Origin of the sequence: Pelagibacterium sp., assembly GCF_048264985.1 — a bacterium.
In the GTDB taxonomy this organism is placed as follows: Bacteria; Pseudomonadota; Alphaproteobacteria; order Rhizobiales; family Devosiaceae; genus Pelagibacterium.
On the sequence record NZ_JBLXCL010000001.1, the window covers coordinates 1,289,532 to 1,310,869 of the forward strand.

Sequence of the window (21,338 nt, forward strand, 5' to 3'; positions counted from 1 at the left end):
TCCTAGCGGCGAGCGATCGAAGCGGTTGAACGCAGGCGTTCCAGATAGGCTTCTGCTTCTGCCTGCAAGGCGTCGGTTCCAGCTTCCTGGCGCAGTTCCTCAGTCAGGAAGGTCAGGTCTTCAGCTTCGGCCTTTTCGCAAATTGCCAGCATCGACACGCCGTTTTCAACAACGCGCGGGCTGGAAATTTGTCCGACGGTCAGGCCGGCCAATTCGTTTGCGATGGCTGAAGGAAGCTGTGTCGCGTGGCGGCGACCAAGATCGCGGACTGCTGCGTCGGTGAACTGAATGGCTACATCGACTGCGGTATCGCATCCAGTATAGCGGCTGCGGTACTGGTTGGCCTCAGCGGTGCGGCGCGAGGCGGAAATGCCCGAGCCCTGCGGAATGACGAACAGCACTTCCTTGAGAATATAGTCGAAGCCCAAAGCCGGCGTCACCTGTTCGGCAGCCTGAAGTTCCAAATCGAGTTCTGAAAGCTGAATGCGCGAACGCAGAACCTGAGAGACCACCTGCTGCCAGGCTATTGCAGCCTCGAGGCGGTCACGCAGGCTCTCGGGATTGACCCCGTTCTGGGTCAGAATGCCGTTGAGGTTGGTCACGCTCGCCCGCATGTTGCTCGCGATATTGGCAAAGGCGGAATCGACCTGACCGTCCGACACGGTGATGCCCAGCCGCGATGCCTCGGCCAGTTTGATCGTATCGTCGATCAGCGACTGCGTCGCCAGCTGAACGCGGGCGGAATTGGAAGAACCCTGTCCTTCGAGGCGCAGCAAATTAGCGCGATCATTGATCTGCTGGTCGGTAATCGGCTGGCCGTTGACGGTCACCCGAACGCCTTGTGCCTGTGCGGCGACGGCCATCAAAGCCAGTCCCAATGCCAGACAGATGCCAGCGGTTCTGAATGCGAGCCATTGTCTCATATGTTCCGCTCCCTAAAAGCGTCTTTTAGCCAAGGCCGTCCTCTAGCACAAATGCGGCCAAATTCGGCAGTTGCAATTGGGGTTCTGTTTAAAGCGTTCCGGCTCGGAATGGAATTGGCTTTTGCGCCAGAAGGTCAGAAGCCGCCACCGAGATCGACGACTTCAGAGTTTTCCGGCCCGCTAAGACTGAACGTAACGCCGACACGGAAGTCATTGGCCGTCCGATGCGTCGGACCCGTCCAGCGTGTCTGAACGCCGTAAGCGAGAAACTCATCATCGTAAGTCAGCCCGGCGGTGGCCTGCAGCCATTGGTTCGCTTCAAGATCCCAGGCAACGCCTGCATTGGCTGTCCAGTAGTCCGCAATCGGTACAGCGGCGCCCAAAGCAACTTCGTGCCGGTCGCGGAACTCTCCAAGCGCTGCCCGTTCGCCAATGAACACATAGTCTCCGGTCACCCTGTAGCCTTCGACTTCGCCCGATGCGGAAAGCTGAAAACGCGGTATCTCGCCCGTTGCAGGATCAAATTGTGCCTTGGCTCCGCCCGCCAGACCGCCATAACCGCCCTGCACACCGGCCACCACATATGAAGCGTCGCCGTCGAGTCCAGACGTGACCCCGGCAGAGCTGCCATCATTCGCATTGAAACCGTTCGTGCCTGCCAGATGGAAGGACTGCCCCATAAGCCCGCTCAGCCAACCGCCATTCTCGAAGCTGGTCTGGAACTGGCCGCCGACATTGGCACGCAAACCGGTCTCCTGACGGTCTGCACCTGAAAAACGGTTGAAGCTGAACAGATTGGAATCGCTGAAAACAAACCCTTGGGAATCATCGTTGGTGATCCCGGGAATGGGTTCGCCATCGCGATAAACAAGTTGGGCGATCGGCTCGATCACATGTGCTGCGCCGACCGAACGCGCCAACAGGGGATACCGGATGTCGAGAGCGGCGATCGGAGTGGCCGAGAGCAAGCCTTGTTCCATTGGCGCGTCGGCCCGTGCGCTCGCGCCGTCATAGAATGCAGCATCGCCGCGTAGTCCCAGATAGGGCGAAACCAGCAACCCGCCGGACATCGCATACTGGTTGGTCCAGCTTGCCTGCAACATGGCATGGGCCGAATGCCCCTGATACCCATGTGTGAAGCCATGGCTCACGTCGTCACGGCCCCGGGATAGTCCTAGAAGCCTGCCGCTCAATTCAACACGACCAGCCCCGTTCTCAAGATCGATAATGTGATCGGCCAGAACGTTCGGATGCGTGATGGCCTGTTCGTCCAGACGTTGGTTAAATACGGCCAGGCTGCTTTGATTGTCGAGCGGTACGAACTGCTGCACCCTGATGTCTGCGTAGGTGTCGGAATCCAGATACTGCGCATAGACCTGATTGCGCGCAGTGTCGCTGGCGATGTCGTAGTCGGGCAGGTAGCCCGGATCGGTGAAAGCCGTATAGGACCAGCCCAGCGTCCATTCGTCTGTCGGTGTGAACGTGCCGCTGGTCTGAACCGCGCCGCGCATATTGCGATTGGCCAACCCGCTGAAGGCGCCAGGGTTGAATTGATACACCCCCGAAGCGCTGATGGAATAGCTCAGATTGCCAATTGTCTGGTTCCAGTCCAGGTCGACACCGGGGCCCTGGTTCAAATATGCTGTCGGCGTAATCGCGAGCGATCCGTCGGCCACCCGGTAGCGGAAAAACGGAAGTGAGACGGCTACGCCGTAATCTTCACTGTAGCGGATGACAGGGAACTCGACGCTATCGCCTTGCGGAAGTGACAGCCATGGCAACGAGATTACTGAAAAGCCGAGCAATTGCAGCGAGGGTTGCTCAAAATAAATGACTTGTTCGGCCTCATCGGTGACGATACGTGCCGCCTTGACCGACCACCCGATCCGGTTGCCGTTGGCATCGATACACGATCCGCACGGCGCGTAGCTACCATCGACATAGATCCGTTCTACGCCATCATCGAAATTGGTCTCGGCAGCTGTAAACCGGCTGCCGTCAGGAAACGCCACTGTCAGGGCGCGCAGAAATCCTTCTCGAAACCCGTCTTCGAGTTCAACTCTATCGGCAATGTACTCAACACCGTCAGGGTCGACAACGGCGACGTTCCCGACAAGTTCGACCCGCCCTGTGCGCTGGTAGTAGATTGCGCGGTCGGCCGAGGCTCGGAAACCTTCAAAGCTGATCCCTACGCGGCCCTGTGCCACAACTGTATTGTCGCGCGAATTGAAGATCTGTGTGTCGGCCGAAACCGCCATGTCGCCGCTGTTGCCAGTCGGAATGCGCGAAAAGAAGTCTGCCGGAATGATCTGCTGGGCATTTGCAATTGGTGCAAACGCCAGCGCCATGACCATGACGCTGGCCAGGAGTGCGCCACGCCGCACATATTTTTCCCCCAAGGGTGGTTTGCTCATCAAACGCGCCCGTCTTCTCTACGCAGGATCACGGTCAATCCGATCACAATTGCAACGAGGGCAGGGCCCCAAGCAGCCGCAATCGGGTCGAGAACGCCAGCCGAACCAGCCCGGTCAGCCATCTCCGTGATTACAAAAACGACCAGGCCCAGGACGATTCCATAGACGATGGTCCACCCATAATGCCCTGTTCTTCGATAACCGCCGGTAAAGGCAAACGCAATTAGCAAAGCACCCACAAGAACGAACGGTACGGCATTGAGTTTTTGAAAACGTGTTTCTGCGGCGGCACGGGCGTAAGGATCGGCGATTCCATTGCGCAGCGCTTGGCGCAGGTCGAACCACGACATGTCCTCTGCAGTGCCCAATTGCAGGCCCAGTTCAGAGCCGGCGGCTGTCGTGGCGATGGTCATTTCCGCAAAGGCGCGCGGCGCCCTGTCGATATCGAGAATCATCCCGTCGGAAATACGCCACTGGCCTGGCTCAAGCTGAGCCTGACGGGCGTGTATGCGTGTTCCGGTGCCGCCCTGTGGTTGAAGACGCAGTATTGAAACGTCGCGCAGATTCGTGCCGCCCTGGCTCACCGAGCGTGCATAGAGCATATAATCCCCATCCGAGCCGGTCTGGCTGAACCAGGTTTCCCGATTCTGAACCCCATAGGCGCGGCCCCAACCGATCTGGGCGGCATCGAACTGCTGGTAAACGCGGATTGCAAAACTGTCGACGACAGTTGTCACGATGACGCCCGAGACAATGATCATCAGAATCGGCCAGCGCATTGTCGACCAGATCGAACGGCCTGACGCGCTGATGATCACCATCTCGCGGTGCGAATGCAGGTCGATGAGCCCAACGATAGCTCCGATCAGCACGGTTACAGGCAGACCCAGCAGGCTCCAGCGCAATGCGCTAAGGAAAGCCAGGCCCGTTGATGTCCACGGCCCCGCCAGCGCCGCTGTCTGGTTGAACCGTCCGGTGTCGAGAAACTCCACAAGAAGGATGATCCCGAAAAATATGCCAACCACCAGTCCGATACGGCTGGCAATGCGAATGCAGACGAGGCGCCCGATACGGTTCATCGCGCTAGCCTCCAACGTGGGAAGATGAAAGCGCGGCGGCTACGCAGCCACAATACCGCAAGCGCTATGGCAAGGATCACCGTCGGGGCAATGAAGTGTCGTCCGCCGCCGCCGGAAAATGCGCTTATTGCCTGTTCTGCGAAAGCGACAAGAAGAATCACCAGTTCCATCGGAATGCGTCGCCGCCCCCGTCCGCCGTCGGGATATGCGCAGAACGCCGCCGCCAAGGCGCAGATGGCCAGCGCCCGCAGCGTATCTGCAAGGCGCTCATTGAGCATCTTGATCTCGCCCGATGTCGCAGTTTCATCAAGAACCTTGGCGAAAAGCCCAAAACTGTCCGTCTGGGCAGCATCGGTGGTACGCGATGCCGCATCGATCAGGCTGGCCAGGCTTATGTGATATTGGGCAAATCGTATCTGGCTCAAACCCTGGCGCGCCACACTTTCATACTGAATGGCGCCGTCGTTCAATATCAACTGATAACCGGTTTCGTCCTGGAAGACCGATGCCGTATTGGCAAAATAGGTTCGCCGGGTTTCATTCGTGGTATCGTCGAAGAAGAAATCGACAAGCGTTCCATCGCGTTGCCGCGCTGAAATCGAGAACACAAGACCCTCTTCGATCTCTGTAAACTGCCCAGGCACCAGCGCCCGTCCAACGATGTCTGCTGCAATTTCGGCAGACCAGTCTGCCGATACGCGCCGCGAATGGGGCTCGATCCAGTTGGCGACTAATGTCACCGCGGCGGCACCGGCCAGCGTGAAGGCAATGATGGCGCGCCAAAGTGCGTCTGTGCGTTGCCCTGCATGGATCGTGTGCAACTCGCGTGAGGACTGCAATGCCCGCAAGCCGCGCACCAGTCCGATCGCAAAGCAGACATAGAGGATTGAGCGCGCGAAAGTGGGCGTGGTCAATGCGCTCTGGCCCATCAGTGTAATGAAATTCTGGCCCTTTGCCGATACCAGATCGAATAGCCGCAACAGCTGCATGAGCCAGATCAACGCGCCGCCAGCCACAAAGATGGTGAGCGCCTGCGCAAAGAACTGGCTCTGCAAATATCGCGAAAGTCTGTCCATGGGGTCCTGTGCCGGCGAGTCAGTCCGGCTTTTACCCTGTTCGTGTGGCGGCAAAAAGCGCAGTGCGGCAACACAGGGCTTCAAAATTGAGCTGCGCATTGACGCACCGGCCCCCGGCGGTAATGCTCAGCGCTCTCTTGCCTGCGAATCTTCGCTGGTTCCTCCCTATGCCATTCAAGGTTGCCGCACCCATGCCGCAAACGCTCTCGATCTCCCTGGCCGCAAATCTCCCCGACCCGGTTGCCGCCATTGTGCTCTATGCCAACGGCGATGGCGCAATGGGCCCCGTCGCAGCAGACATCTGGAAGCGCACCGGTCTTGATTTTGCGCGCATCGCCAAGGCAACCGGGTTCGCTGGCCGTCCAGGCCATATGATCGATATTCCCGCGCCGTCCGGCATGTCCTGCGATCGCTTGTTGCTGCTTGGACGTGGAGCGGATGGCGAAGGCGAAAACGATGCTGCCTGGGCCGACCGTGGCGGTTCGCTTTTTGCCAAGCTCGACGCGGCCGCGGTGTCCAGCGCGGCAATTGTCCTCGATGAGCCGGGATTGACGCCAGCGCTGGTCGGTGCGCTGGGCGCCGGCGCCCAATTGCGCGCCTATCGCTTTGAGAAATACAACACGCGTCGCAAGTCCAAGACCGTCCACCCCTCGGCGCTGACCTTCGTTCTTGCCAAACCAGATGCCATGAAAAGCGCTGTTGATCATGCGCTCGCCGTTGCCGGCGGCACAAACCTTGCGCGCGATCTGGTCAGCGAGCCAGCCAACTTGCTTGGCCCTTCCGATATGGCAGACGTTGCCAACACTCTGGCCGATCTTGGTGTGACGGTAGAAGTGCTCGACGAAGAGCAGATGGGCGCGCTCGGTATGGGTGCCATGCTCGCCGTAGGGCAGGGGTCGGTGCGGCCCCCGCGCATGGTCGTCATGCAGTGGAACGGCGGCGAAAAGGGCCAAACACCAACGGCATTCGTTGGCAAAGGGATTGTCTTCGACACTGGCGGCATTTCGATAAAGCCTGCTGCGTCGATGGAGAACATGAAAGGCGATATGGGCGGCGCAGCCGCAGTGCTGGGACTCATGCAGGCCCTTGCCACCCGTAAGGCCAAAGTCAATGCAGTCGGCATTCTTGCTCTGGCCGAAAACATGCCTGACGCCAATGCCTATCGGCCTGGCGACGTCGTCACCGCTATGTCCGGTGAAACCATAGAAATCATCTCGACCGATGCCGAAGGCCGCCTCGTTCTGGCAGATGCCCTGTGGTATTGTCAGGATCGGTTCAAGCCCAGGGCGATGTTTGATATTGCCACGCTGACCGGTGCCATTCGCATAGCATTGGGCGATGATTATGCTGGCGTATTCACCAATACCGATTCCCTCGCCGCAACGCTGCAACAGGCGGGACGGGCATCGGGTGAGAAGGTCTGGCATTTGCCCATTGGGCCGGCCTATGACAAGTTGATCGAGAGCCGTTTTGCCGACATCAAGAACCAGGGTGGCCGGCTGGGCGGCGCTTCGATCGCCGGTCAGTTCCTCGCCCATTTCGTCAATGACGTTCCATGGGCCCATGTCGATATCGCTGGCACTGGCTTCGGCAAGGCATCGAGCGAGACGATCACGTCCTGGGCCACCGGTTTCGGCGTTGCGCTGTTTGATCGGCTGATCCGGGACAATTACGAAAACGGCAAATAGTCATCCGGCGGCGCGCTGATTGTGCGCCGCCAAAGTGCCGAAGTCCTCATAAAAGTCCTTCGTCGCAGACAGGAGTGGCAAAACCTGACCGGGTTACCCCTTTGTCGATCCGCCTGCCATCCCGTCGATGAAGTAGCGCTGCAGCAATAGGAACAGCATCAGGATTGGCAAAACAATGATCATTGCCGTCGCCATGATCTGTCCCCAGTCGCTTGTGTACTGACCGCTGAGCAGCGAGAACGCGACCACTGCGGTCATTTCGTCCCGGCTTTGCAGGAAGGTCGAAGCGATGAGGAACTCATTCCAGCAATACAGCCCGATGATCAGCGCTACGGTCAGCAGTCCCGGCGATACGATGGGCAGCATGACGCGCCAGAACACCTGCCAGGCATTAGCACCATCGAGTTCGGCCGCCTCTTCGAGCTCTTTGGGAATGGCGATGAAATAAGTACGCAACAGCATGATGGCAAAGGGGCTGAACATTGCGCAATACACAAACGACACAGCGATGGGATTGTTGATCCAGCCAGCCTTGGCAAATCCGAAATAGAGCGGAAACAGGAAAAGCTGTATGGGGGCCGTCGTGGTCGCCAGGATATAGGCGCTCACCTGCTTCCATGCCCCGATCTTGCGGCGCGCAAGTACATAGGCTGCACCCGATCCAGTGGTGAGGACCAGAAAGATGGTCATGCCCGTCACTTTGGCGCTGTTCCACATGGTCTCGCCCAGCCGGGCGTCTTCCCACCCGCGCGTGAAATTGGACCATTGCAACTCGGCAGGCAGGCTGAGCGGGCTTGTGATGATTTCCGGCGTTGTCTTGAAAGCGTTGAGCACCATCAGGGCCAATGGCCCGAGTGCAAATACCAACGCTAGCGACAACACGATGTAGGATATGGTGGTGGAGAGGCGACTTTCGATCATCTCAGTTCGCCTCTTCTTTGCTCTGCAGGCGCACATAGGCAAACGTTGCGGTCAGCCCGAACAGTGCGATGACGAGCGACACGGCGGCGGCACGTCCGATCTCGAACTCGAAGAACGCATTGCGATAGGCCAGTGTAGACAGCACTTCGCTCGAATAGGCCGGTCCGCCTTGCGTAAGGATATAGACGAAGTCGAAGACCAGGAACGACCAGATCACCGTCATCACCATCATCAGTTTGATCGTCGGGGCAATCGCGGGGATCAGGATGTAGCGCATGAGATCGAAAAAACCGGCCCCATCGAGCCGCGCCGCTTCGACATTTTCCTGCGGCACCTGGCGCAACGCTGCCAGAAAGATCACGGCGATAAAGCCCCACCAATGCCACAGATCGACAACGGCAATGCCGTACAGCGCTGATTGGGTGTGGGCGAGCGGGTCGCTAAGCTCGATGCCGAACCGCGACACAAGGCCGAAAACACCTGTCGATGGGTTGTAGATCATGCCTTGCCACACCCGAGCGGTGATGGCTGTCGCAACGACCACAGGCATAAAATAGGCGATTTGAAACAGCATCCGTCCCCTGCGCACCATCAGCATCAGCGTTGCCGCGAGCAGTCCAATCGCAATTGGCACAGTGAGAAAGATCAGTGTCCATTTGATGTTGTTGCCCAGCGCGATCCAGAAGACCCTGTCGTCATAGAGCGCTTGAAAATTGGCGAGGCCGACGAAGACCGGCATCGAAAAGCCGTCCCAACGGCAAAACGCGAGCGCGACAGTCAAAAGCGCGGGGATCAGGATGATCACGACGTTAATGGCCAGGGCAGGTAGGGCGAACAACCACATTGTCTTGTTTCCGTGGGTTGCGTGGCGCCGTCGCAAAAACGGCACCACGCATTCTTGTCAGTATTACGGGAGCGGGGGCACTGCGCCGGCAGTGAATTCGGCAGCGAACTCGTTCTGCAGCCCACTCAGGAACTGCTCGGGCGTTGCGCGGTCGAGCCAGAGCTCTTCAACACCGTTGATGATGTACTGCTCCGACTTGGGCGGCCAGAAGGTCCATGTCGTATAGCCGTAATTACCGTCATCGATAGCGTCGGCGATCAACGTGGTCGCTTCTTCATAGAGCGGCGTGACTTCGCCTTGCAGCTCGACGGCCGACAGGTCGGCCAGCGGCACGTTCCATTCGCCCTGCCACTGCGGCACGATCGCACCGTAGAAGTCGCCGCTGAAGATATAGTCGATCACCTGGCTGGCGGCTTCGGGGTTTGCCGAATTGGTGTTGATCGAAAGGGCCGAACCGACACCGATCGGGAACAGCGGGTAGGGCACGCCCTCGGCAACCGGGATCGACGTGAATGCCGCATTGGCACCGGCTGGATCGAAGTAATCTGCGACCCAGGAAAAAGCCCAGGTGCCCTGTGGCGCCATGCCGGTCTCGCCGGTCACCATGCCGGCAAAGGCATCGATGGTCGACGTCGAGAAGTAGTTCTGACCATAATAGCCCTTGTCATACCAGGCTTTGAAGGTCGTCATGGCATCGACAAACACCGGGTCGGTCCAGTCGCGTTCACCGGCCAGCGCTTCGCGGACGGCTTCGGGGCCAGCAAGCTGGTTCAGCGCAACTGTGAAGAACTGTTCATTGGCAGCCCGGAAGCCGGCATTGCCCGCAACGAACGGGGTCATGCCGTCTTCAAGCATGGCATCGGCCAGCGCTTCCATCTCGACGATGGTCTTGGGCGCTTCCCAGCCCTTTTCGGCAAAGATATCGGCGTTGTAGAACAGCCCCATCGCCTCGTAGTTCTTGGGGATCGAGTAGAGAACGCCGTCCACTTTGCCCAGGCTCAGGAACATCTCGATGAGACGGTCGTTCCAGCCCAATTCTGCTGCATAGCTGTCGAGCGGCAGCAACTGGCCGGCCCGTGCCATGGCCATGGCGGTCGCAGGACCATTTGAGTTGATGATGTCAGGGCCACCGCCCGACATCAGCGCCAGGCGCTGCTGGTTTTCAATGGCGTTGCCGCGATAGTCCAGCTCAAGGGTAACGCCTTCATGGCTGGCGTTGAAGCCGCCGACCAGCGTGTCGTCGAGCAGGCGCTGCTGTTCCGGCGTCAGGGCTTCATACCACCAGGCGATGGACTGTGCTGCGGCTTGGCCGGGCGCCAAAAGGGCAATGGCCGCGCAGGCAGCACCCGAGATTTTGCGGGTTAGATGTTCCATTAGGCGTTCCTTGCTGTGAAGTCGGCGTCCAGCGCTTCGTTATCGTTGTGAAGTGCGGGCGCCGTTGAGGTTCGGGCAATGATCGAGAAGGGCAGAGCGGTGGCCGACCCAGGGCCCTCTGCTTTGCCGCGGATCCTGTCCAGGAGCCGTTCTCCGGCCAACTGGCCAAACGTTTCCTGTCCCAGGGACACCGTCGTGAGCGACGGATTGAGGACGTCGGTCATCGACAGGTTGTTAAACCCTGTCACCGACATGTCGTTGGGCAGTGACAAACCTGCTGCCTGGCAGGCGCGGATGGTGCCACATGCCAGAAGGTCGTCGGCGCACATGATCGCCGTGGGGCGCCGGCTGCCTTCGTTCAGCAGGCGCTGGGTGATTGTTGCGCCACCATCAATGGAATAGGCCTCAGCGCTCACGATGCGCGGGGTGAGGCCGCACGCCTGAAGTGCATCGCTATAGCCCGCGATACGCGCACGTTCAGGACCGCCGGGGGAAGCCAGAAAAACGATATTGGTGTGGCCGAGCGCGATCAGGTGCGCGGCAATGTCGGAAGCGGCAGTTTGGTTGTCCACAAAATAGTCGTCGACGGGCAAATGGCCGCCGCGCTTAGGGGCGGATTCGTATCGGATTACGGGTATTTCAGCTTCGACTGCGCTGACCAGGTCGCGGATCGTCGCCTGAAAGAACACACCGACAATTCCCGCCACGCGTCGGTCGACGCACAATTCGATCATGCGCAGCTCGGCGGCCCTCGTGCCGTCGGTGCTCAGCGCCATGACGTCGTAGCGTGCAGGTTCCACGATCTTTTGAACCGCTCGGATCATCGGTGGATAGAACGGATTGGAGATGTCGGGAACGATGCAAGCGATCATCATCGATCGGTTGTTTTTGAGAGCCTGTGCCATGCGATTGGGCACGTAGTTCAGGGCGCGGGCGCTTTCGCGGATTCGCGCCTGTGCGGCCGCGCTGATGCCAGTGCCCTGGCCATGCAAAACCGAAGACACCGCCGCCTGCGAAACGCCGGCATGCGTTGCTACATCTTTTTGCGTCGGTTTCTTTTTGGTCAGTTTTATCTTGAAACGCCTCCTGATACGTATCAGTAAGAAGACAAGCAAGGCCCGTCAAGCACCAATGGTGTGCGTGGGGGCTGCACTGATAAGGGCGATGGCGATGCGTGAATTGGCGCTTGCAGATGTGACAGCGATGCCGAAAGTCGAACTGCATGTACATCTCGACTGCAGCCTTAGCCTTGCTGCCGTGCAGGCGATAGCGCCCGGCACCAGCGCTGAAAATTATAACGAGCGCTTTCTTGCGCCGCAAAAATGCGTCGACCTTCTCGACTATTTTCGTCACATCGAACCCGCCATCGCATTGCTGCAATCCCGTCAGGCGCTCAGGATCGCGACCCTCGACCTGCTGGCACAGTTCGATGCCGATAACGTCCTCTACGCCGAAATCCGTTTTGCGCCGCAGATCCACACAAACCAGGGCCTGAGCGTTGCCGATGTCGTGGCCGTGGTCTCGGATGCCATATCCGAGGGCAGGGCAAAGTATAGTGTCGTCGCCCGGTTGATCCTGTGTGTTCTGCGGTTCGATGATGCCGAAATGGGCCGTCAGTTGGTCGCCCTTGCGCGCGGCAACGATCTGGTGACCGGTATTGATCTGGCCGGCGATGAGGTTGGCTATCCTCTCGATGCCCATGTAACGACTTTTGCTGGTGCGCGCGATGTCGGGCTTGGCCTCACCGCACATGCGGGTGAGGCCGGAGGCGCCGATAAAGTATCCGAGGTGGTTTCCCGCCTTGGCGTTTCTCGGGTCGGCCACGGCGTCCGCGCTATAGAGGACAGTGCATTGATGGCTCGTCTTGCCGAGAGCAAGGTCCATCTCGAAGTCTGTCCTTCGTGCAATGTTCAGATCGATGTCTATCCCGAACTTGCCAGCCATCCTGTCGAAAAACTCGTCAGGGCAGGGCTGTCGGTTGGCATCAATACCGATGCGCGTGGCGTCACGGCGCTCACCCTTTCAGAACAATACTTGCGTCTCAACCAAACCTTTGGCTGGACAGCGTCTGACTTTGCGGCGCGCAATCGCGACGCATTGGCGTATGCGTTCATCGGGGATGAGTTGCGCAGCAAGCTGATGTCCCAATTTTCGATTTCTCACTTCCAGGCAGGCCAAAAATGACACCACAAGCTGACATGCGCGACAGGATTTATGCGGGCGTATTGGGCAAGCTCATCGGCGTCTATCTCGGTCGCCCGTTTGAAAACTGGACCTATCAACGCATCATGCGCGAGCTTGGGCCGATCACCTATTACGTCAACGAAAAGCTCGGCGCTGAGCTTGTCGTTACAGACGACGACGTGTCGGGCACTTTCAGCTTTCTGCGCGCGCTTGAAGATTACGGCTGCACGCCTGATCTCGGAGCAGAAGACATCGGCCGCACGTGGCTGAACTATGTCGTCGAAAACCGTGCCATCTTCTGGTGGGGTGGTGCTGGAAACTCGACAGAGCATACGGCCTGGCTCAATTTGGCCAAGGGCATTCCCGCTCCGAAGTCGGGCGCGATGGAAACCAACGGCAAGACCGTCGCCGAGCAGATCGGCGCACAGATTTTCATCGACGGCTGGGCACTGGTTTCTCCCGGCAATCCTGCCCAAGCAGCAAAGCTCGCGCGTCAGGCGGCAAGCGTCAGCCATGATGGCGAAAGCGTCAATGCTGCGGTGCTTTGGGCGGCCATGGAAGCAGAGGCTTTTGTCAGCAAGGATGCCGACCATCTCATTGAGACGGGTCTGCGCCACATTCCCGGTGACAGCCTTGTCGCGCGCGTCATTGCCGATATCCGCACCTGGGTCGCGACCAATGGTGATGATTGGCAGGCTACGCGACAGTTGATCGAAGACAATTACGGTTACGACAAATATCCCGGCGTCTGTCATGTGGTGCCCAACTTCGCCTTGATGATCATGGCGTTTCTTCACGCGCCCCATGATTTCAGCCATGGCCAGATGATCATTAACACCTCCGGCTGGGATACCGATTGCAATGCGGGCAATCTGGGCTGCCTGCAGGGCATCATGCTCGGGCTTGAGGGCATCGATGCCGGGCCCGATTGGCGCGGGCCCGTCGCCGACAGGCTGTACCTGTCGACTGCCGATGGCGGTCGCGGCCTTGGCGATGCTGCCCAGATGACTCTATGGCTTGAGAGCCTTGCTCTGCGTTTGGCCGGCGCGCCTCAAAAGCCGGCGCCCAAGAATGGCGCCCAGTTCCATTTTTCGCTGCCGGCATCCGTGCAAGGTTTCATGGCTGGCGGTACATTGCGCAATTGCGGCGATGTTGCCGTCTCGGGTACCGGGTCGGCGCTCGCAGTCGATCTCGTCACCATGTCACCGGGCCGTTCTGCCTATGTCGGCACGCCGGTTTTTATCCCGCCTTCCATGATCGGCCATTCCTGGTACGAGGTGCTCGCCACCCCGCGCGTGTCCCCGGGCCAAACGCTCAAGGCGCGCATTATCGGTGATGCAAGCTTGACCGGAACCGTCGAAGTGGCGCTTGCATTGCGCCGCTACGGACAGGACGATGCACTGGTCAGCGTCGTCGCTCCGGAAAGCGTCGCTCTGGCGCCGGGACAAAGCGCCGAGCTTTCATGGCGTATTCCACAGTTCGACGGCAACCCGGTGGCTGAAGTCGGTCTGGTCATGTCGGTTCGCGACAGCGCAACTGTCGGGCGCGTGCTCGTTGATTGGCTCGGGTGGTCGGGCGAACCCGAGCTGACGCTGCGCCGCCCGCATACCGAGGGCAGCATGTGGCGCAGCGCCTGGATAAACGGCGCCAGCGTCTTCTCAAAGAACTTCAACGAATCCTTCCGCCTTGCTGGAAATCGTGGCGAAGGCATCATCCTGACGGGTACGCGCGACTGGGCCGACTATACAGTCGAAACCAGCCTCAATCTTCACCTCGGTGATTACGGAGCGTTGGTGGTGCGCGCCCACGGATTGCGCCATTATTACGCCGTCCGGCTGATGCGCAGTGGTCGGGTCCGCATCGTTTGTCGCCGTGATGAGCATGAGACGGTATTGGCCGAGGCAGAAATGCCGATTGAGTTTGAAACCGCTGTCAATGTGCGCGTTTCCCTGCAGGGCAGCCGTATTTGCGCACAAATTGGCGACGTCAGTATCGAAGCGGATGACGCAACCTATCCCAGCGGCATGGTCGGCCTCGCGGTCTTTGAGGGCGCCCTTTCGACCGACAAACTTCACATCACCCCATCGGAAGGCGTGTGAGACATGGCAAGCGTTGACATTTCCCAGGTTCGCAAGGATTACGGCAAGCAAACGGCACTTCACGGTGTCAGTGCCCATATCGCCGATGGCGAATTCGTCGTGCTGGTCGGGCCGTCTGGCTGCGGCAAGTCCACCTTGTTGCGCATGATTGCCGGGCTGGAAGAAATCTCGGGCGGGGAAATTGCCATCGCCGGTCGTCGGGTCAACGAGACGCCGGCAAAGGCGCGCGACATTGCAATGGTGTTCCAGAACTACGCGCTCTATCCGCACATGAATGTCGCCGACAATATGGGTTTTGCGTTGACGCTGGCCCGCGTCCCGACCGCCGAGCGCGACAGGCGCGTGCGCGAAGCTGCCGAAATTCTCGACCTTGTTCCCTATCTGGAGCGCAAGCCCAAGGCGCTGTCCGGCGGCCAACGCCAGCGCGTGGCTATGGGCCGTGCCATCGTGCGCAATCCATCGGTGTTCCTGTTCGATGAACCGTTATCCAATCTGGATGCCAAGCTGCGCGTGCAGATGCGCTCGGAGATCAAGTCGCTTCACAGGCGGTTGGGCACGACAATGATCTACGTGACCCACGATCAGGTTGAAGCCATGACAATGGCCGATCGGATTATCGTCATGCGCGCCGGTAATGTTGAGCAGATCGGCACACCGCTCGATCTTTACGATAGTCCCGCCAACACCTTTGTCGCTCAGTTCATTGGCTCACCCTCGATGAACTTGCTCAAGGGGCGGGCGGTTGAAGGACGCTTCAAGCTCGATAGCGGTCAAGACCTTGGAATTTCGGTGCCGACAGCCTTCTCCGCAGATACCCAGCTCCTGTTGGGTAAGCGCCCCGAAGATATCGTCTTTGACGAATCGGGTATTCCCGTCACGATCGAGGCAATGGCGCAGATGGGCTCGGAAACCCAGGTGAGCGTGCAATTGGGCACACAAACGCTCGAAATGTTCACTCGGGAACGCACAGCGATGCAGATCGGCGACACGCGCCGGGTTTCGCTGGCAGCCAACGCGACGCATTTTTTCGACGCCAAGGCCGGCGAGCGTATACAACTCCCCTGACGGTATTACCGGCTCAGATCTGCGCTTCTCTGATGCTGGAAGGCGAGGCTCCGAACTGCCTTCTAAAGCACGTCGCAAAGTACTGGCTCGAAGAAAACCCGCAATCGAAAGCCACTTCGGTTACCGAGCGGGCGTCGCTCGTGGTCAGCATGGCGCGGGCGGCCTGCAATCTAACCGATTGCAGGTAGCGTGACGGCGTCATGTTGGTCAGCGAAATGCAGTGCTTGGAAAACTGGGTGCGCGAAAGGTTGCACTCGGCGGCCATGTTCTCGAGCGTCCAATTATCGTCGAGCGCATGCAGAAGGCGTTGCAAAAAAATGTCGACAGTGCGCCGCGATGCGGCAAGAGATTGGTCGAGCGCCGGCTTCTGGTCCTCAAGCTGGTTCTTGAATTGCAGCAACATCATCGAGATCAGCAGACGCAGCTTGGTCTCCCCACGCTCGATATCGTCGGTTGCCACCACATCGGCGATGTCCATGAAGCTGCGTGCGACGTCCCGCGAAGCGGTATACCAGGGCTGCTCGTTCTTGGAGAGCAGCTCGGTCAACCGCGCCTGATCGCGTTCGGGCCAGGCAAGCCAGTCGGGCCACAACCATTCGTCATGCGGGCGTCGTACGCCAATGTCGAAAAGCACCCAAACGATCTGGCTGGGGTCGACATGGGGTGCGCCAAAAGCGTGCAATTGCCAGGGGCGGACGACGAACATTTGTCCTTCCTGGATGTCATAGCGGTCGCCGTCGAGAGTGAGGCGCAAGGTTCCGCGCGCGAGGTACGCGATCTTGACGCCTTCGTTGCAGTGTTCCTTTAGCCCCCAATCCTGTGGACGCGTGGCATCCCAGCCACCGACTGAGCAGACCTGAGGCAGTGCGTCGCCCAGATCGCGTCCGGGGTAGCCCCGTCGCGTCCAGGCGTTCAGGCGTTCAGGGTGACCTTGCCGGCCAGCGATGCGTCAAGAAGATCAATGCAATTTCCCGCGTACAGCAGAGCGCCCGGTTCCCGGAAAACCGTCGGCTGCGCAACAGCTTTCGCTTTGTCATCTCTGCTCATGCCTCGCCCCAATCGATGTTCATTTTTTACCACTTGTCAAAATTGAACGCAGCGCCGTGCAACTTCAACGATGCTCGAACTAACGACAAATACGCGGTCATCTAGTATGTTCTGAGTATTTTTGTCAATAAAAACAAATAAATGCGGGCGATGCTAGGCTTTGGAGACGGCCGGCTTCGTGGTGGAGAACGCGCATTCTCGTGCGTTGAAAATTCAAGTCTGGCCTTCCGATGTTCATTTTGAACATTGGGGTTGGGGAAGGCGGCGCAGCCGTCTTTGGGGAGGACTATGCAAGTCGGCATCAATCTCTTGTGCCTTGCGGGGTACATTACCGAAGCGCATCTGCCGCAGATACGGCAGCTCAAGGCGCTTGGATATGACGGCGTTGAAGTGCCGATACTGAGCGGCGATCCTGCACACTACGAATGGTTGGCGGGTGAACTCGATGCCATCGGGCTCCGTCGGACATCGACTTCGGTTATTCCCTCGCCCGATGCCAACCCTCTGAGCGCCGATATCGCAATACGTGCGCGCGGTGTTGCCCATCTCGACTGGATCATGGATTGCGCGCTGGCACTGGGTTCAGAAAGCATCGGCGGTCCGTTCCATGCACCCATCGGGCACTTCACCGGCTCCGGTCCCAGCCCAGATGAGATCCGTTATGGCGCCGAAGCGCATCACGCGATGGCGGAAACGGCAAAGGCGAATGGGATCACGCTCAGTCTTGAGCACCTGAACCGGTTCGAAACGCACTTTCTCAACACAATGGAACAGGCCAGGGCTTATGTGGCGGCTGTCGATCACTCGGCCTTTTCCATCATGTATGATACCTTCCACGCCAACATCGAAGAGCAGAAACAGCCCCGCGCCATCGAGTTGATTGCCGGTCACATGGGCGTGCTGCACATATCGGAAAACGATCGCGGCATTCCGGGGCGCGGCCATATCGATTTTCCCGAAATCTTCAAGGCAACGCGCGCTACCGGCTATGATGGTTGGGTCACGCTCGAGGCGTTTGGAGGCGGGCTTCCAGAGATCGCAGCTGCAACCCGCGTCTGGCGGCCGCTGTTTCCCGATTACGATACGCTGTTTTCTGAATCTCTCGCCTTTATCCGCGGTCAATGGGAGGCCGCCGCATGAGCGCTGTCCCGGTTATTGAAATGAAGGGCATCGGCAAACGCTTTCCTGGCGTTGTCGCGCTTAATGACGTCAGCATTGCCTGCAGCCCCGGCGAAGTTCACGCGCTGGTCGGCGAAAACGGCGCGGGTAAATCAACGCTCATCAAGATACTCTCTGGCGTTTATCAGCCCGACGATGGCTCGGTGACTTTGAGCGGCGAACCCGTGCACTTCCGCCATCCTGTTGATGCCTTGCGTGCTGGCATTTCAGTCATTTATCAGGAATTTTCACTTCTTCCCGACCGTACTGTTGTCCAGAACATATTTCTGGGCCGTGAGATCACGCGCAACGGCATGCTCGATTTCGGTGCCATGCGGGCACAAACCCGCCGGGCTCTTGACATGTTCGGTGTTGGTGGCCGCATCGATCCCGACACCCTGATTGCCGATCTCGATGTTGCATCCCAGCAGATTGTGGAGATTGCCAAGGCAATTTCGCTGGATGCCAAGGTTCTGGTGATGGACGAGCCCACTGCGGCGCTCAACGAATCCGAATGTGTCGAGCTGTTCAAGAGCGTGGATGCTCTGCGTGCCCATGGTACCGCCGTCATCTATATAACCCATCGCATGCGTGAAGTGACCCGCCTTGCAGACAGGGTGACGGTGCTCAAGGATGGCGAAGTCGCAGCACGCTTTGATACGCTGCCCCAGCCCAACGAGATCGTCCGCGCAATGGTCGGGCGAGACATTGCCGATTTTTATGCGCCATCGGCAATCGCTTCAGAATTGGGCGATGCCGTGCTTTCGGTGCGCGGCGGTGCCAATGCGGAGCTGCACGGGATCGATTTTGACCTGCGGGCCGGAGAGATCTTAGGCTTTGCCGGCATACAGGGCGCGGGCCGCGTTGCCCTTGCAATGGCCATGTTCGGGCATCGCCCGTTTACGCAGGGCGAAATGACACTGGCCGGAGAACCGGTCAAATTCACGCATCCTCGCCAGGCCATTCGGGCCGGTATCGGTCTGTTGCCGGGCGATCGCAAGGGGGAAGGGCTGATCCTCATGCAGTCGGTGCGTGATAACGGCATGCTCACAGCTCGCGCCTTCGATCCATTGTTGGCCAGCCATAGATCCAACAGCTTCACCGATCTTGCGGGTATGGATGTGCTGCTCGACAGGATGGAGGTCAAGGCGGCGTCTTACGAGCAGGAAATCAAGTTTCTCTCGGGCGGCAATCAGCAAAAGGCCATCGTCGCACGCTGGCTTGCGCTCAAACCCAAAGTGCTGATCTTCATTGAACCGACCCGCGGCATCGACGTCAACGCCAAGGCGGGCATCTACCATCTGATGCGCGATCTGGCCCGTCAGGGAACCGGGATCATGATGATCTCGTCCGACCTTCCCGAAATCATCGGCGCTGCCGACCGCGTGCTCGTCATGCGTGAAGGAACCATTGTCGCCGAGCATGCGCACGGCGCCAGTGAAACAGCGATCATGCTCGATGCGACGGGCGAAAAGGAGGCCGCGGCATGAGCGAATCTGTCACGGAGTCCCTGCGGGCTCGTCCGAAATTCCGATTTGAACGTTGGGCGCCGGCAATCCTTTTGGCAGGTGCGGTCATCCTGTACATCCTGGCCTGCATCATCACGGGCCAAACCCAGTACCTGACATGGGGTAATCTGCTCGCTGTGCTTGGGCGCTCCATTGCTCTGGGGATCACGGCAATCGGGCAGACTTTTGCAATTCTGGTCGCATCGATCGATCTCTCGGTGGCCAGTCTGATTTCGGCAACGGCTGTCGTCGCCTCGGTGGTGATGAACGGCGACCCGGCGATGATCGTGCCCGCTATCGCCGCCGCTTTGGGGCTGGGCATTGTTGTGGGCTTGCTGAACGGGCTGATCATCACCCGCCTCGATGTCAATCCGCTCATCGCCACGCTGGGCATGAGCTTGGTCATCCAAGGCTGCCTGTCGGCATTCGTGTCCAACTTCGCCGGTGCTGTCCCACCCGACTTCCAGTTCTTTGCATATGGCACGGTGGCGGGTGTTCCCTTCGCCATACTGTTCTTTTTTGCCCTGGCAATTGTCGCCTTCGTCGTGCTGCGCTTCACGCGCTTTGGCTCGAACATCTATGCAGTCGGTGGCAACCGCGATGCTGCGCGCTTCGCCGGAATTTCTACGGACAAAGTCGTTGTCTGGGCGCATGTCATCTGCTCGGTCTGCGCATCTCTGGCTGGGCTGTATCTTGCAAGCCGCCTACGCTCGGGCGCGCCTTGGATCGGCTCGGATGGCGTCTACGATCTTGAATCCATCGCGGTCGTCGTTATCGGCGGTACCATCCTTGCCGGTGGCCGGGGCGGTGTCTGGGGAACCGTCGGCGGTGTGATGATCTTCTCGCTCATCGATTCCATCTTCAACGTCTTGGGCGTAGATGCCTTTGCCAAGCAGGTTCTGCGTGGCGTCATCATCGTGGCTGCGGTTGCCTTTTACGCTGCCCGTTCGCGGAGGATTGTCGCATGAGCGAACACGCCATTCCACAAAAGCGTTCGCGGACGCTGCCGCCCATCAACCCTGTCTATTTCATTCTCGCCGCGTTGATCGTCGCGATCATCTTCAACAATCCAAATTTCGTTGAGCCAACCGGCTACATGAACTTTCTCAAGCGTGCGGCGCCTCTGGCGATCCTCGCTGCCGGGCAGGTCTATGTCATCGTCTCGGGCGGTTTCGACCTTTCGGTCGGCTCGCTGATTACCTTGGTCGTGGTCGGCTCCTCGATGTTGTCCAACAACGACCCCAACGCGACTGCTTGGGTCATTCCGGTCATGTTGGGCATTGGTCTTGCCGTCGGTGTCGTCAACGGGTTGGTCGTTTGTTATCTCAAGGTCCCCTCGCTGATTGCGACGCTGGGCATGATGATCACGCTAAACGGGTTTGCGTTCATGTGGTCGGGCGGCGCGCCGCGCGGCTATCTGCCCGATACGTTCCGTTATTTCGGTCGCGTTAACATCATGGATATCCCGATCATCCGGATGTTGCCAGTCGCGCTCATCGTGCTCGTCGGTGTCGGTTTTGTGCTCTATTGGCTCATGCACCGCACCAATCTCGGTCGCATGATCCACGCCATCGGAGACAATCCCCGCGCCGCGCAATTGGCTGGCGTCCCGGTTAATCGGGTGCGGATATCCGCCTTCGTCATTTCAGCGCTCAGCGCCGTCGTCACCGGTATTTTGCTTGGCGGCTTCGCCGGCGTCTCGACCGATGTGGGCACGGGCTTTGAGCTTCAGGCCATAACGGCTGCCGTTCTTGGTGGCGCGCTCCTGCTGGGCGGCAAGGGGTCTGTACCCGCCGCGATCGCTGGCGCGCTGACCCTGACGGCCATCTTCACCCTTCTGAACTTCCTTGGTCTGCCCCAGCCGGTGCGCCAGGTCGTGCAGGGAGGAATCCTGATCGCGGCGGTGGCGCTAGCCATGTATCGCCGCAAACGGACCGGGCAATAAGCCCGTCATGCAG

The 21,338-nt window shown here is 59.1% G+C and carries 18 protein-coding genes; 8 read left to right on the forward strand and 10 right to left on the reverse strand.

Going from position 1 to position 21,338, the window contains the following annotated elements:
• Positions 1-2: 2 nt before the first annotated feature.
• The 4 genes from ACN0TA_RS06325 to ACN0TA_RS06340 all read right to left on the reverse strand — a co-directional run bounded on the left by ACN0TA_RS06325 (position 3) and on the right by ACN0TA_RS06340 (position 5,492).
• Positions 3-923: a peptidylprolyl isomerase gene (locus tag ACN0TA_RS06325; RefSeq protein ID WP_417580919.1), complete on the reverse strand. Its 921-nt coding sequence runs from the start codon at positions 921-923 to the stop codon at positions 3-5.
• A 134-nt stretch (positions 924-1,057) separates the two neighbouring features.
• On the reverse strand, positions 1,058-3,337 hold the full coding sequence (locus ACN0TA_RS06330; RefSeq protein ID WP_417580921.1) for an LPS-assembly protein LptD: 2,280 nt from the start codon (positions 3,335-3,337) through the stop codon (positions 1,058-1,060).
• The gene (locus tag ACN0TA_RS06335) at positions 3,337-4,416 is read right to left on the reverse strand and encodes an LptF/LptG family permease (protein WP_417580924.1); all 1,080 of its coding nucleotides are present in this window, start codon (positions 4,414-4,416) and stop codon (positions 3,337-3,339) included. Before ACN0TA_RS06335 ends, ACN0TA_RS06330 begins: the two co-directional genes overlap by 1 nt.
• Positions 4,413-5,492 carry an LptF/LptG family permease gene (locus ACN0TA_RS06340; RefSeq protein WP_417580926.1) on the reverse strand — a complete coding sequence of 360 codons (1,080 nt, stop codon included), beginning with the start codon at positions 5,490-5,492 and terminating at the stop codon, positions 4,413-4,415. The genes ACN0TA_RS06335 and ACN0TA_RS06340 overlap by 4 nt, the downstream gene beginning before the upstream one ends.
• 167 nt (positions 5,493-5,659) lie before the next feature.
• On the opposite strand from ACN0TA_RS06340, the gene ACN0TA_RS06345 reads away from it, so the two are divergent.
• Positions 5,660-7,180: a leucyl aminopeptidase gene (locus tag ACN0TA_RS06345; RefSeq protein ID WP_417580928.1), complete on the forward strand. Its 1,521-nt coding sequence runs from the start codon at positions 5,660-5,662 to the stop codon at positions 7,178-7,180.
• 93 nt (positions 7,181-7,273) lie between these two features.
• Here ACN0TA_RS06345 and ACN0TA_RS06350 read toward each other — a convergent pair whose 3' ends face one another.
• The 4 genes from ACN0TA_RS06350 to ACN0TA_RS06365 all read right to left on the reverse strand — a co-directional run bounded on the left by ACN0TA_RS06350 (position 7,274) and on the right by ACN0TA_RS06365 (position 11,434).
• Positions 7,274-8,101, reverse strand: coding sequence for a carbohydrate ABC transporter permease (locus ACN0TA_RS06350; protein ID WP_417580930.1), 828 nt, complete (start codon positions 8,099-8,101; stop codon positions 7,274-7,276).
• 1 nt (position 8,102) lies between these two features.
• A complete protein-coding gene (locus ACN0TA_RS06355) occupies positions 8,103-8,945 on the reverse strand; it encodes a carbohydrate ABC transporter permease (protein ID WP_417580932.1) in 843 nt (280 codons plus the stop codon).
• A 63-nt stretch (positions 8,946-9,008) separates the two neighbouring features.
• On the reverse strand, positions 9,009-10,319 hold the full coding sequence (locus ACN0TA_RS06360) for an ABC transporter substrate-binding protein (RefSeq protein WP_417580934.1): 1,311 nt from the start codon (positions 10,317-10,319) through the stop codon (positions 9,009-9,011).
• Positions 10,319-11,434 carry a LacI family DNA-binding transcriptional regulator gene (locus ACN0TA_RS06365; protein ID WP_417580936.1) on the reverse strand — a complete coding sequence of 372 codons (1,116 nt, stop codon included), beginning with the start codon at positions 11,432-11,434 and terminating at the stop codon, positions 10,319-10,321. Before ACN0TA_RS06365 ends, ACN0TA_RS06360 begins: the two co-directional genes overlap by 1 nt.
• A gap of 55 nt (positions 11,435-11,489) precedes the next feature.
• On the opposite strand from ACN0TA_RS06365, the gene add reads away from it, so the two are divergent.
• Genes add through ACN0TA_RS06380 form a run of 3 tightly spaced genes read left to right on the forward strand, consistent with a single transcriptional unit; the run spans position 11,490 to position 15,667 of the window.
• Positions 11,490-12,503 (forward strand): adenosine deaminase, encoded by a 1,014-nt coding sequence (gene add / locus ACN0TA_RS06370; RefSeq protein WP_417580938.1) that lies wholly within the window; start codon positions 11,490-11,492, stop codon positions 12,501-12,503.
• Positions 12,500-14,602, forward strand: coding sequence for an ADP-ribosylglycohydrolase family protein (locus ACN0TA_RS06375; RefSeq protein WP_417580940.1), 2,103 nt, complete (start codon positions 12,500-12,502; stop codon positions 14,600-14,602). The genes add and ACN0TA_RS06375 overlap by 4 nt, the downstream gene beginning before the upstream one ends.
• A gap of 3 nt (positions 14,603-14,605) precedes the next feature.
• Positions 14,606-15,667 (forward strand): ABC transporter ATP-binding protein, encoded by a 1,062-nt coding sequence (locus ACN0TA_RS06380; protein ID WP_417580942.1) that lies wholly within the window; start codon positions 14,606-14,608, stop codon positions 15,665-15,667.
• Positions 15,668-15,680: 13 nt separating this feature from the next.
• Here ACN0TA_RS06380 and ACN0TA_RS06385 read toward each other — a convergent pair whose 3' ends face one another.
• Together ACN0TA_RS06385 and ACN0TA_RS06390 are read right to left on the reverse strand one after the other, a co-directional pair.
• Positions 15,681-16,613 carry an AraC family transcriptional regulator gene (locus ACN0TA_RS06385; protein ID WP_417582078.1) on the reverse strand — a complete coding sequence of 311 codons (933 nt, stop codon included), beginning with the start codon at positions 16,611-16,613 and terminating at the stop codon, positions 15,681-15,683.
• Positions 16,580-16,714 (reverse strand): hypothetical protein, encoded by a 135-nt coding sequence (locus ACN0TA_RS06390; protein WP_417580944.1) that lies wholly within the window; start codon positions 16,712-16,714, stop codon positions 16,580-16,582. Before ACN0TA_RS06390 ends, ACN0TA_RS06385 begins: the two co-directional genes overlap by 34 nt.
• Before the next feature lie 288 nt (positions 16,715-17,002).
• Between ACN0TA_RS06390 and ACN0TA_RS06395 the strand changes: the two genes are divergently transcribed.
• Genes ACN0TA_RS06395 through ACN0TA_RS06410 form a run of 4 tightly spaced genes read left to right on the forward strand, consistent with a single transcriptional unit; the run spans position 17,003 to position 21,325 of the window.
• Positions 17,003-17,854 (forward strand): sugar phosphate isomerase/epimerase family protein, encoded by an 852-nt coding sequence (locus ACN0TA_RS06395; protein ID WP_417580946.1) that lies wholly within the window; start codon positions 17,003-17,005, stop codon positions 17,852-17,854.
• A complete protein-coding gene (locus ACN0TA_RS06400) occupies positions 17,851-19,362 on the forward strand; it encodes a sugar ABC transporter ATP-binding protein (protein ID WP_417580948.1) in 1,512 nt (503 codons plus the stop codon). Before ACN0TA_RS06395 ends, ACN0TA_RS06400 begins: the two co-directional genes overlap by 4 nt.
• Complete coding sequence (locus ACN0TA_RS06405; RefSeq protein WP_417580950.1) at positions 19,359-20,348, forward strand: ABC transporter permease; 990 nt, start codon at positions 19,359-19,361, stop codon at positions 20,346-20,348. The genes ACN0TA_RS06400 and ACN0TA_RS06405 overlap by 4 nt, the downstream gene beginning before the upstream one ends.
• The gene (locus ACN0TA_RS06410; protein ID WP_417580952.1) at positions 20,345-21,325 is read left to right on the forward strand and encodes an ABC transporter permease; all 981 of its coding nucleotides are present in this window, start codon (positions 20,345-20,347) and stop codon (positions 21,323-21,325) included. The genes ACN0TA_RS06405 and ACN0TA_RS06410 overlap by 4 nt, the downstream gene beginning before the upstream one ends.
• Positions 21,326-21,338: the final 13 nt, after the last annotated feature.

Bases quoted from the DNA above. Each gene is read 5' to 3' on its own strand.
- add (WP_417580938.1), top strand. From the start codon at position 11,490: ATGCGTGAATTGGCGCTTGCAGATGTGACAGCGATGCCGAAAGTCGAA.
- ACN0TA_RS06410 (WP_417580952.1), top strand. From the start codon at position 20,345: ATGAGCGAACACGCCATTCCACAAAAGCGTTCGCGGACGCTGCCGCCC.
- ACN0TA_RS06325 (WP_417580919.1), bottom strand. From the start codon at position 923: ATGAGACAATGGCTCGCATTCAGAACCGCTGGCATCTGTCTGGCATTG.
- ACN0TA_RS06360 (WP_417580934.1), bottom strand. From the start codon at position 10,319: ATGGAACATCTAACCCGCAAAATCTCGGGTGCTGCCTGCGCGGCCATT.
- ACN0TA_RS06400 (WP_417580948.1), top strand. From the start codon at position 17,851: ATGAGCGCTGTCCCGGTTATTGAAATGAAGGGCATCGGCAAACGCTTT.
- ACN0TA_RS06395 (WP_417580946.1), top strand. From the start codon at position 17,003: ATGCAAGTCGGCATCAATCTCTTGTGCCTTGCGGGGTACATTACCGAA.
- ACN0TA_RS06390 (WP_417580944.1), bottom strand. From the start codon at position 16,714: ATGAGCAGAGATGACAAAGCGAAAGCTGTTGCGCAGCCGACGGTTTTC.
- ACN0TA_RS06350 (WP_417580930.1), bottom strand. From the start codon at position 8,101: ATGATCGAAAGTCGCCTCTCCACCACCATATCCTACATCGTGTTGTCG.
- ACN0TA_RS06335 (WP_417580924.1), bottom strand. From the start codon at position 4,416: ATGAACCGTATCGGGCGCCTCGTCTGCATTCGCATTGCCAGCCGTATC.
- ACN0TA_RS06345 (WP_417580928.1), top strand. From the start codon at position 5,660: ATGCCATTCAAGGTTGCCGCACCCATGCCGCAAACGCTCTCGATCTCC.
- ACN0TA_RS06330 (WP_417580921.1), bottom strand. From the start codon at position 3,337: ATGAGCAAACCACCCTTGGGGGAAAAATATGTGCGGCGTGGCGCACTC.
- ACN0TA_RS06405 (WP_417580950.1), top strand. From the start codon at position 19,359: ATGAGCGAATCTGTCACGGAGTCCCTGCGGGCTCGTCCGAAATTCCGA.
- ACN0TA_RS06340 (WP_417580926.1), bottom strand. From the start codon at position 5,492: ATGGACAGACTTTCGCGATATTTGCAGAGCCAGTTCTTTGCGCAGGCG.
- ACN0TA_RS06375 (WP_417580940.1), top strand. From the start codon at position 12,500: ATGACACCACAAGCTGACATGCGCGACAGGATTTATGCGGGCGTATTG.
- ACN0TA_RS06355 (WP_417580932.1), bottom strand. From the start codon at position 8,945: ATGTGGTTGTTCGCCCTACCTGCCCTGGCCATTAACGTCGTGATCATC.
- ACN0TA_RS06380 (WP_417580942.1), top strand. From the start codon at position 14,606: ATGGCAAGCGTTGACATTTCCCAGGTTCGCAAGGATTACGGCAAGCAA.